The organism is Roseofilum capinflatum BLCC-M114, assembly GCF_030068505.1.
GTDB lineage: Bacteria > Cyanobacteriota > Cyanobacteriia > Cyanobacteriales > Desertifilaceae > Roseofilum > Roseofilum capinflatum.
The window spans coordinates 1-11,100 of the sequence record NZ_JAQOSO010000097.1 but is presented as its reverse complement, the minus strand read 5'-3'; the positions used below and the strand labels follow the sequence as shown (position 1 = coordinate 11,100).

Sequence of the window (11,100 nt, the reverse complement as noted above, 5' to 3'; positions counted from 1 at the left end):
TAGACAGGTTGTGTGTGTATCGTCGTGTCTCAACCTTAATCCAATTGACTATATATCAAGTCTGGTTTCCGCAAGCGGACATGAAAATGGGAAAAGAGAAGCGGGCAAGATGCCCGCACTCCTAGAATCCCTTGATATTACTGGAGTGGGAGCGTCTCGCTCCCTAGATTTTTAATTATGGTGTTTCCGCTTCGCGGACATGAATAACCGGACTTGATATTACTCATTACTCTAGGTTAAGGCTGGAGTTAAATCTGGTTTCACTTCGCTTTGCAAGAGTCCCGTTAACAGAGAAGCTGGATGTTCGGGGTATGGCCAAGCAAAAGCATGGCGGAAGGAGGCATCTTGACAGGCTTGCAGTTGCTCAAAGTCAATGATGTCTAAAGTCAGTAAATTTTCGTATTCAAAGGGCAGACGCATGTTATGGAGTCCGGCATTATCCGTACAGATGGCAATGTCTACCCCAGCATCAAAACAGCGATCGAAGACAATTTTCAGCTCGTGTAGGTCGTCTAGGGTTCCGGTTTTCAGGTAGGTGGTGGGACAGACTTCTAGACATTGGCCATTTTGGGCCAGTTGGGGCAGAAGGTGGGGATAGTGCAGAGGAATTTGAATCCCGTGGCCAATCCGCATCAGGTAGGGGAGTAGTTCCGGATAACAGCCTTCGCGGGTTTCGTACAGGTGTCCGGTAGTTTTCAGACCCAAAGATCGCGCATATTCATAGAGTTTAATCAATTCTGGGAGGCGATCGCCATAATGGGCATCTCCACCCGCAACATCAATCCCACACACATATTCAGGCATTTGTGCCGCCAGCTCTACGATCGCCCGATTCACCTCAGAGGGCAGCCGGGAATGGATACAGAGAATCTGGCTGGTAATAATACTATAGTTATGATTTCGGCTGGCCTGACCCACGGCTTCAACAATGGCCGCCATTTGATCGATGCGATCGCTCTGGCTATACTCCTCTGGAGTTCGCAGGTAAGGCGTATACCGTAATTCCAAATAGGCTAAATTCTCAAACACATAGGCCCCTCGAATCAAGCGATAAATAAAATAGGGCAGGGTCTCTAAGGTTTGAGTTTTCTCCACCAAGGTATGGAGTTCTAAATATTCATCTAAGGTTTTCCGAGGACGAGTATAAAACGTTTCAAACTCAGGATAGTCAGGAAACTGCTCAGACCATTCTGAGCCGCTACGGTGGAAGTAGCGCCAGAGAATGCGAGGGACGACCGAACCGCCTAAGTGTCGGTGGAGTTCAGCATAAAGAGCCACAGGAAGAACCTCTTAAAAATTTGCGAATAGGGTTTAAACACCCTTCTCCTCCTATGGTAACTAATGGGAAGTCTGAAAACCTAATTAGGGCTTGCTGGATATAGCGCTTTCCGCTTCGCGGACATGAACGCGCTAGGGAATAGGGAATAGGGTTGTGGTACATGGCTTTGAGCCTTTAAGACTGTACACCATAACAGCGCCAAGCGCTGTATTGATCATGCCATTAAACGGGCGTAATTTTTCAGTATAAATGCTTGTGTTTGCTTTCAAGTTGGCGATCGCCCAACTCCGTTTTTTCAGGCTTTCGTGAGTCTAAATAAGGATTTAGACTAGAAATTTCAGGGGATTAGCGATCGCGAATGCCTTCTCACACAGTTTTATCTGTCAATTGAAACGGTTTCACGTCATGTACAGCAGCTACACAATTTCGTGCGGAATGTCGGAACTAAGCACCCTTCAGGACTCATCTCTCAAGCTAATTAAGAAGCTTTTGCGATGCGCGTTAAGCGGGCCCCTAAGTTTTGCAGTTTGACTTCAAGCTGTTCATAACCCCGGTCTAGATGTTGTAAATCTTGGATCGTGGTTGTGCCTTCAGCCGCTAATCCAGCCAAGACTAAAGCAGCAGAGGCTCGTAAATCTGTGGCTAAAACGGGCGCACCCGATAAAATCGGCACACCTTTAATAATGGCAATATTCCCTTTAACGCGGATATTGGCTCCCATGCGCTGCAATTCGGCCACATGGCGCAGGCGATTTTCAAACACAGTTTCAGTCACCATGCTGTTGCCTTCAGCTACAGTAAGCAACGCCATAAACTGGGCTTGCATATCCGTGGGAAAACCGGGATAGGGAAGAGTTTCGATATCCGTGGGTAAAATGCGATCGCCCGGAACCAGGCGCAGTTGTCTCTCTCCTTCTTTAATCACTTTGGCTCCCGTGTCCTCTAACTTGGCGATTAACGGAGTCAGGTGGGAGGCAATCACGTTATTGAGCAGCAGTTCAGATTGGGTAATAGCGGCTGCGACTAGGAAAGTGCCTGCTTCAATGCGATCGGGAATCACTTCATAGTCGGTACTGTGGAGTTGGGATACCCCTTCAATCCAAATGGTTTTTGTACCCGCTCCCTTAATGCGAGCGCCCATGGAGCGGCAGAAGTTAGCTAAATCGATCACTTCCGGTTCCTGAGCCGCATTTTCAATGCAAGTTTCGCCCTCCGCCAAGGTTGCCGCCATCATCAGGGTTTCCGTGGCTCCCACACTGGGATAATCCAGATAGATTTTAGCGCCCTTCAGTTTACCCTTGGGAGCATAGGCATTCACCACTCCATGGTCAATTTGCACATGGGCCCCCATGGCTTGCAGTCCCCGCACATGCAGGTCTACAGGACGAGCGCCGATCGCACAGCCACCCGGTAAGGGCACTTGGGCCACACCTAAACGAGCCAGCAAGGGGCCAATAATAAAGAAACTGGCCCGCAGTTGACTGACCACTTCATAGGGAGCTTGCCCTTGACTGATGTGAGAGGCATCGAGTTCGAGGGTATCCCCATCCCGTTGCAGTTTAATTCCCAAGGATTCTAAAATCTGGCCCATGCGATTGACATCGACCAAGTTGGGTACATTGCGTAATCGGCAAGTTTGGGAGCAAAGCACCACCCCTGCCAGAATCGCTAAGGCGGAATTTTTAGCTCCACTGATTTGCACTTGGCCGCTTAAGCGGGATCTGCCTTCAATCTGAAGCATGGAAAGGTTAGATATCACTTCTGTAGTGACAGAATTAGTTGAAATTGCGGTATTAATGGCCCTATCCTCCAAAAATTAAGTAATTCTTACCATCAGTTGCGAATTTGGTTTTGATTGTACCGGAAAGTTTTCCTGTGCGCTAATCGAATTTCCGGATCGCTTAGGAGTTTTGAGAGGCGCGAGATTCTAACCACAGGGGAACGACGATCCAGGCGATGAGGAGAACGAGAGCAAGGATGGCAAATTGTCCCACCCAAGCGATCAGTTGTTCTAGGGCAATCAGGCGGCCGACAAAGAAGGAGAGACTAACCATGACGCTTGCCCAAAGGCTGGCTCCGGCGACGTTACAGAGTAGAAATTTAGGATAGGGCATTTCTACGATACCGGCGATCGGGCCAGCAAAGATCCGCAGGAGAGCGACGAAGCGACCGAGAAAGACAGCGCGAGCCGCATTGTTTTGAAATTGGGTCTTGGCATTTTCCAGTTGGGTTTCAGCCACCCGAAAGAATTTACCCACTTTCAGCAATAGGGCCCATCCTCCAGCTCTACCGATCCAATAGCCACAACTATCGCCTATGACGGCTCCGGCGATCGCACTGGTGAGGACTCGCCAATAGACCATTTCGCCACTACCGGCTAGAAATCCTCCCACTAGGGTAATGGTTTCACCCGGTAGGGGCAGGCCGGTATTTTCGAGCATAATACCGAGGAAGATTGTCCAGTATCCGTATTGACTGGCCAAAGATTGAATGGTATCGAGGGAGAAAAATTCTAAGGACATGCAAATCAGGTAGGGGAGAAGAGAACGTATGGGTTACGTTGCTAGATTGGGCTTTCTCCGATCTTGGCGTGGAATCCGGGTACTGTCAATCTGGACTGAGGATCGGAGCCTTCGGGAAAGTTTGCCCCCCAAGGTGAAGTTCCAAGAAAGTGTAATTTTTGGGGCTGACAATTCTCGATTTTCACGCTTATATTAATAAAGTCTAAAGAAGCGATCGCTAGAGTAAGATTGCTTACGCTAGAGTTCGGTCACTCAGTTTCCGGACTCTTTTGGCTTTAGATTTTGAATTGGTCAACGATTTTAACCTCCTAGGGACTCACCAAAAGGATAACCACAATGACAAGTAGAGTAATGGGTCAATTTACGGTTCTTCACCCTCAAGGGCGTTTTGATGGCCAGGGGGGCGCACAGATTGCTCGACAGATTGAGGAGATGGCTTCTCAAACTTCCGTCCTTTGTCTAGATTTGGCTGGGGTGGATTTTATGGATAGTGCAGGTTTGGGTAAGTTGGTTTCTGGACTCAAAACTGCTCGCCAGCAAGATTGCCGCCTGGTTCTGTGTCATATTCCGGGACAGGTGAAACTGATTTTGGATATTGCCAAGCTAGAGGGCGTTTTTGAAGTTTATTCTTCCTACGAAGAGGTGGTACGGGTTTTTGACCCAGAATCAATGAGGGAATTGAGTGCGGCTTGAAGAAGGCGATCGGATTTGCAGGTCGATTAGGGGGGTTCCGATTTGGCAATACCAGTAACTGGTGAGAAGATCGGGTTCCTGAATCCCTAAGCTCCCTAAGACTGGGGTATCGGGAAAGGGAATCAGGCGATCGAAACAGGGATCGGATGTCCCCCCAAACTGGAGGAGATAGACTCCAGGAATAGCCTGAATATGGCGCAGCAATTGATAACCGAGTTGGTAGAGGGTTTGACGGGTGCGATCGCCTAAATGTAGAGGTTGATGATAGCTGGAGTTCCGGTTTTCGATGGCTTCAGCATAGAGGGGGCCTTTGGCAGTAAGAATTAGGGGTAGCCAATGATTTCCTTCACCGGTGGCATATCCCCAGGCGGTAACGGTTTGCCGTAGAGAGTTTAGAGATCGACAATATTGGTAAGTTTTTTGACCAGAAAAAGGGAGCCAATCAGGAATGTTGAAGGTCAAAGGACAGAAAAGCCCGTTATCTGAAGGGTTGAGGGTATTAAGGGATTGAATAGAGGCATTCAGATCGGGAGAAATACTGTTAATTGTCTGTAGTAATTTTACGGGTAAAGGAGCCGAGCGATCGCGATCGGACTCGACAACAATCTGCACAGAGGAATGGGACATAGGGAATGGGGAATGGGGAATGGGGAATGGGGAATAGCTTGTATGGCTTAGGGTCTAAGGCTTCAAGCTTTACTCCATACAAGAGAGAATTGCTATATAGCAAACCTAAATCAGTTGTGTAATGGCTGCCCCTCATCCCCCAACCCCCCTTCGGCTTCGCTCAGGGCGGCGCTTCTCCCGCAGGAGAAGGGGAGCAGAAGTCCCTCTCGGAGTGGGAGAGGGATATAGGGAGAGGGCATTTCCTGTTGCACAATTCATTTAGACTAGCTATATATCAAATTTTTAATTTTTAATTTTTAATTGATATTAGTGATGGGAAAATCGGGTAAATCAATGCGGGATGGGTTGCGGGTTCTCATGGCTAACCGATAGCTGACGCTTTGTAGTTCGGCGTGCAGTTGGCGATTTTCCCGTTGCAGGAGAGCGACTTTTTCCCGGATGGGTTCCATGCGTTCAGCGAATTTTTGCCGATAGAGATGGGGAAGCTCTTGTACGACTTGTTCGAGCATTCCGGAGCGATCGCTTAATTCTTGCACGGACTGGCGCAGTTGATAGATTTCGCTATCGCGCTCTTGAATTTGTTCTTGATAGAACTGTACCTGTTCTTCCACTTTTTGTAGTTGCTCTTGGAGACTTCGCAAATTTTCCGTTTGCTCTGCTGACCCAGTTTCTGCCGGAATAAACGAGGCATTCCCTTTGACTAAGCGAAAAAGTTCTTGAGATAACTGTTGTACCAATTGGTCTCTTAAGGTTAACTCTTCCCGCAGGCGAGTCATTTCCGCTTGAAATTCCTGAAGGGTTTCCGAGTCAGAAGAATGGGTCATGTTTGAGTCTCCTTTGGGTAATGGGGAATGGGGAATAGGGAATGGGGGATGAGGGATAGTCGTTGATAACTCATTTAGGTTTGCTATAGACAGGTTCTAAAGAACTGACCGGTTCCGGATCTACGGCCTCCTCATACAACGCTAGATCGAACCAAAATGTTGTCCCCACTCCCACTTCACTGACCAATTGTACACGACTATTATGTTTCTCAATAATATTGCGGACAATGGATAATCCCAGTCCCGTTCCTTCTAAGGTATGTACCCGATTTTCCACGCGATAGAAGCGGTCAAAAATGGCGGCTTGGTCTTCGCCATCGATGCCGATACCCGTATCAGCCACTTCAATACGCACGACCTTATTTTTCCCTTGGGGACAATAGGCACGAATCATCACTTTACCTTGAGATTCAGTGAATTTGAGGGAATTCCCCACTAAGTTCGTTAACACTTGCAGCAGGAGATCGTAATGGCCAAAAATTTTCGGTAAGTCGGGTTCGATGTCTTGGAGTAGTTCAATCCCTTTATCTTTGGCGTTGAGTTGATAGGTGCGGAGGGTTTGTTCGATTAGTTGTCCGACATAGACGGAATCGAAGTGATAGGTGCGGCTTGATTCTAGTCGAGATAAATCTAACACATCATTGACTAAGCGAGTGAGGCGATCGGTTTCATGATTGGCGGTTTCCAGAAAATCTCGGCGTTCCACTTCACTGAGTTCTTCCCCATATTCATAAAGGGTTTCTATAAATCCTTTAATATTAAATAAGGGGGTTCTTAGCTCATGGGATACATTACTAATAAATTGGCTTTTTGCTTCATTGAGTTCCACTTCGCGGGTAATATCTTGAACCGTCATCGCAATCCCTTTCAAATTGCCAATATTACGAGCATCTACACTGGGTTTGATGTGATGCTCATAGAGTACACACTCTTTGGCTAAGGGCCGTTCGGGCACGACACAAGTATCATTTTCATCATGTAAACAGTCTTGGCATAAAGCTTCTTCCCCCGTAGCTCGATGGGATAACACCGTGGTTAACAAAATTCTCACGGTGCGCTTAACCGGTTCGGTTAAGGTGATGCGAAATTCATTAACCGAAGTCCCATCCGCTAGGGAAAATTTACCCTGGATAATTTCATAAAGGGGGCGGGTTAATTTGACTTGTATGGGGGGTGGGACATAGCGTAAAACATTTTTACCGACGATGGGTTGTCCTTCCCAATCAAACATGCGCCGAGCATTGGGATTGACTAAGATAATATTGAGATCGGTATCTAATAGAATGGCTCCATCGGCAATGGTGGAAACTAGGGTTTCTAACTTGGCCTTTTCGGCCGTGAGTTCTTCAATATTTTGTTCTTCGTAGCTCTCTAGCCGTTCGGCCATATCATTAAAGCTACAAATGAGTTCCCCTAATTCTCCTCCCAAGGGTAAATCAATGCGCTGATTGAAATTACCGGCAGCGATACTTTTCACTCCGGTTAAGAGTTCTTTAATGGGTTGGGTAATGGCCAAAGCATTAAACACTCCACCTAAAATGACCATTGACCAAATGGAGACAAACACCGCTAGGGTGACATCGCGGGTAAGATTGGAGGAGGTGACGACGGTGGGATTCGGATTAATGCCGATCGCCAATACGCCAAGATATTTGTTTTCGTGGATCAAGGGAACGAAGACATCAGTGACTTCTCCATCGGGGGTTTGATGTTGGCGCACCAGGGGCACTTGGGAGGAAGTCATGTAATTTTCCGGTAGCTGAATGCGCCGTTCGATACTCAGGGAGGTTTGTACTTCTGAGTCCCAGAAGGGGAGGCCAAAAAAGAGTCGTCCGTCTTCGTCTGCGTAGAGGAGATAGCGAATATTGGAGGTACTGTTATAGAAGCGCTGGGAAAAGCGGGCAACTTCTGTGAGGTTATTTTCGGCTACCAGGGGAGCAACGTTGGAGGCCAGCAACAGTCCCAGGTCTTGGCCAAAGCGGGTATCATGGAGGCGAGCATCGAGTTGAATGGTGTTGACGGCCCAGAAGGTCAGACTGCTCATGATCAGGGATACCGCTAGGGTTGCGGCTGCCATGAGTCGGGTTTGCAGAGTGAATTCTGACCACCAATGGGCGATCGCTCCTTTAAGATTTTTCAGTAAAGCCACCATGATACCAATGCATTGCTCGCTAACACCTACAGTTTTTACATTGTTTCTATTATGGGTTACTAGCTCTGTTTTTGCCGTACTCGATAGCCGATATCTCGACGGTAGTATAAACCCTGGAAGTGAATTGAGGCGATCGCCTGATACGCTGTTTCAAAGGCCAGATCGTGGGTTGCTCCCAGGGCAGTCACCCCTAAAACTCGGCCACCACTGGTCACCGGGTGATTGTCCTTTAAGGTCGTTCCCGCTTCAAAGACGATCGCCCCTTGCCCTTCTGCTGTCTCTATTCCAGTGATGGCAAAGCCTTTTTCAAAGTCACCGGGATAGCCGTCAGAGGCCGCCACTACACAGGCACAGGCTCCCGGTTTCCAGGTAATCTCTTGTTGGTCTAACTCTCCCTGAGCCGTAGCTAAGAGCAGGGTTTCTAGGGGCGTATCTAACAGGGGGAGAATGGCTTGAATTTCCGGGTCGCCAAACCGACAGTTAAATTCAATCACTTTCGGATCGCCTTCTGGAGTAATCATCAGGCCAGCATACAATACCCCCCGGTAAGAAATCCCCCGTTTTTTTAACGTTTTCATGGTGGGGATGAGAATTTCTTGGTTAATGCGATCGCTTAATTCTGGGGTAACCACTGGCGCAGGAGCATAGGCCCCCATGCCTCCGGTATTGGGCCCTGTGTCCCCTTCACCGATGCGTTTGTGGTCTTGGGCACTGATGAGGGGGCGGATAGTTTCGCCGTCGGTGAGTGCCAAAATCGAGGCTTCTTGACCAGTAAGATACTCTTCAACCACCACTGTTTGACCGGCTGCACCAAATTTACCGGAAAATGCCTCGGATATTGCCCCTTCTGCTTCTGCTAAGGTCATAGCGACCGTGACTCCTTTACCAGAGGCGAGACCATCGGCTTTAATCACAATGGGCACTTTTCCACTCTGGACATAGGCGCGGGCGGCCATTTCATCCGTAAACACGGCGCAGGCAGCCGTGGGAATAGATGCCTCACTCATCAGGGCTTTTGCCCAGGCTTTACTGGCTTCAATTTGGGCCCCGGCTTGGCTGGGGCCAAATACGGTCAGGTTGTGGCGTTGCAGGACATCGGTAATACCGAGGGCGAGGGGGGCTTCTGGGCCAACGATAATCAGATCAATGGCGTGGGTTTGTGCATATTCGGCGATCGCCTCAAACTGGTCAACCTGGTCAATCTTCAGGGGCAGATTTTCGCAGCGCTTTAACCGTGCCGTTCCCCCATTCCCAGGGATACAAATCACCTGCTGCACTTGGGAAGATTGCAAGAGGGTTTTAGCGATCGCATGTTCGCGCCCTCCACTACCAATGACAATAATATTCACGTTCGTTATTCAATTCAGACTCACCTGTTCAATTTTAAAGGCCAATGAATCAATTAAAAAATTAAAATTGCGTAATGGGTCAGATCCCCATCTCCACTATCCCTTCAATTCCATCCCCACTTCCAGCCAACCGAGACTTTTGGGAATCGCATTGCTGCCAAACATCAGACCTCCGGGTTGGTTGCGAAACTGGGCCAGGGTTTTCAGGGGTTCCCGTTGGGGGTGACGTTCTCCAGTGGTTTGATCTGTCGTGGTGACGATGCAGCGATCGCAAGGTTTGACCATTTCTAATTGGACTGTCCCCAGGGTTAGGGTTGTCCAGTTGTCCTCAGCAAAGGGTTCGTTGGTGTCGATGACCATGTTGGGACGGAAGCGGTTCATGGGAACCTGGGGCGGATCTTGGGGATAAGTTTGCTGTAGTCTGCGGTTCAACTCTGCTAACGATGCCGTATTGGTGACCAGTATCGGGTAGCCATCGGCAAAACTGACGGTATCCTTGGGGCTGAGGGCATACTGGGGGTTGACGGGGCGAGGATGGTGGGGAGATTGATGGACGAGGCGACAGGGACGATCTAAAGCGAGAACCCTTTGAAACCATTGAGCGGCAGGGTCTCCTTGGTCAATGGCCATCGTCTGGGTACGCCAGACTTGAACGGGCTGTAGCTTGCCCTCTAAGGTCGGTTGGAAGGCAAAAGAGTCAAAATTGTCATGTTCTAGGATTAGGGTCTCTGAGTCCCATTTTACGCGCACTTGAGCCATTTGCGGATAGTCCCGTTGGGTCATGAATTGCCCTTGGGTGACTAACATCATTTGGCGATCGCCAGCTAACCCGTTTGGGGTGACTTGGGCCCTTGAACAGGCGATCGCGCCACAAGATTTAATCGGGTAAATATAGAGTTGGGAAATGTGCATTATCGAGATCTTGGCTATTTTTGGCCATTATCTCAGACTCGTTTCGGCTCACCTACTTGACTGCAATTTGTAGAGCGGCTGGAGTTTGGGTGAGCATCGGTTCTAACTGTTCGATTAACAGTTGTTCCCACTCAGGTAACTGGTCTACAGATAATCCTGGCAGGGGACAGGAGGGAAGGGGAAAGAGGGCTAAACTGACGTTTAAGGATAACTGATGCAGAATTTTCACCATCGGTAACTGCCGGTAATATTGCCAGGCATCTTGTAAATTCTCTGGGGTGTGACCCACATGGAGTAAAATCCAATTTTCACCATCCTGGCTTTCGGCGACTAAAGCATATAAACCGGGTAACTCTGGGACTCTTTTCCCCATGTCTTCAGCATCACTAAACCGATAGGTTACCCAGCAGGTTTGCATCCAGGTTGATAGGTCTTGAGTGGCGGTTGAGTCCATAGAGTTTGCACCTTGGTGGGAATCATTTTCTGTCGTTTCCCTATACAGATTCACTCTTCTGAATCCGGACAAACCACCGCATCCGGTACTCCTTGCTCGTAGGAGAGCCAGAGATTACCAGAGGTGTATCCCATAATAAATCTCTTGGGCATCATGGGGACGGGGGCGATCGCCGAAAAATTCCCGGATTAAATGACGAGCGCTATACTCATCATTAAGCATAATTCTCTTCAAACCCACATTCCGCACGACAAAATGTAGTACAAATACTCAAGCAAGAGCAGTGAG

The 11,100-nt window shown here is 48.6% G+C and carries 10 protein-coding genes; 1 reads left to right on the top strand and 9 read right to left on the bottom strand.

The window, feature by feature from the left end; all coding sequences use genetic code 11:
• Positions 1-231: 231 nt before the first annotated feature.
• From PMG25_RS18855 to PMG25_RS18845, 3 genes are all read right to left on the bottom strand, one after another.
• Complete coding sequence (locus PMG25_RS18855; protein WP_283768442.1) at positions 232-1,278, bottom strand: adenosine deaminase; 1,047 nt, start codon at positions 1,276-1,278, stop codon at positions 232-234.
• Between the two features lie 479 nt (positions 1,279-1,757).
• Positions 1,758-3,020, bottom strand: a complete 1,263-nt coding sequence (gene murA / locus PMG25_RS18850) for a UDP-N-acetylglucosamine 1-carboxyvinyltransferase (RefSeq protein ID WP_283768441.1) — start codon at positions 3,018-3,020, stop codon at positions 1,758-1,760.
• 160 nt (positions 3,021-3,180) lie between these two features.
• Positions 3,181-3,801 (bottom strand): DedA family protein, encoded by a 621-nt coding sequence (locus tag PMG25_RS18845; RefSeq protein ID WP_283768440.1) that lies wholly within the window; start codon positions 3,799-3,801, stop codon positions 3,181-3,183.
• Between the two features lie 336 nt (positions 3,802-4,137).
• Between PMG25_RS18845 and PMG25_RS18840 the strand changes: the two genes are divergently transcribed.
• Positions 4,138-4,494: an STAS domain-containing protein gene (locus PMG25_RS18840; protein WP_283768439.1), complete on the top strand. Its 357-nt coding sequence runs from the start codon at positions 4,138-4,140 to the stop codon at positions 4,492-4,494.
• Here PMG25_RS18840 and PMG25_RS18835 read toward each other — a convergent pair.
• The 6 genes from PMG25_RS18835 to PMG25_RS18810 form a co-directional block, all read right to left on the bottom strand.
• Positions 4,468-5,121 carry a hypothetical protein gene (locus PMG25_RS18835; RefSeq protein WP_283768438.1) on the bottom strand — a complete coding sequence of 218 codons (654 nt, stop codon included), beginning with the start codon at positions 5,119-5,121 and terminating at the stop codon, positions 4,468-4,470. The genes PMG25_RS18840 and PMG25_RS18835 overlap by 27 nt on opposite strands.
• Positions 5,122-5,417: 296 nt before the next feature.
• Entirely contained in the window at positions 5,418-5,945 is a 528-nt protein-coding gene (locus PMG25_RS18830) for an Npun_F5560 family protein (RefSeq protein WP_283768437.1), read from the bottom strand.
• 70 nt (positions 5,946-6,015) lie between these two features.
• Positions 6,016-8,097 carry a HAMP domain-containing sensor histidine kinase gene (locus PMG25_RS18825; protein WP_283768436.1) on the bottom strand — a complete coding sequence of 694 codons (2,082 nt, stop codon included), beginning with the start codon at positions 8,095-8,097 and terminating at the stop codon, positions 6,016-6,018.
• Positions 8,098-8,156: 59 nt separating this feature from the next.
• Complete coding sequence (gene purD / locus PMG25_RS18820) at positions 8,157-9,446, bottom strand: phosphoribosylamine--glycine ligase (RefSeq protein ID WP_283768435.1); 1,290 nt, start codon at positions 9,444-9,446, stop codon at positions 8,157-8,159.
• Between the two features lie 96 nt (positions 9,447-9,542).
• Positions 9,543-10,358, bottom strand: coding sequence for an MOSC domain-containing protein (locus PMG25_RS18815; protein ID WP_283768434.1), 816 nt, complete (start codon positions 10,356-10,358; stop codon positions 9,543-9,545).
• Positions 10,359-10,410: 52 nt separating this feature from the next.
• Positions 10,411-10,812: a hypothetical protein gene (locus PMG25_RS18810; RefSeq protein WP_283768433.1), complete on the bottom strand. Its 402-nt coding sequence runs from the start codon at positions 10,810-10,812 to the stop codon at positions 10,411-10,413.
• Positions 10,813-11,100: the final 288 nt, after the last annotated feature.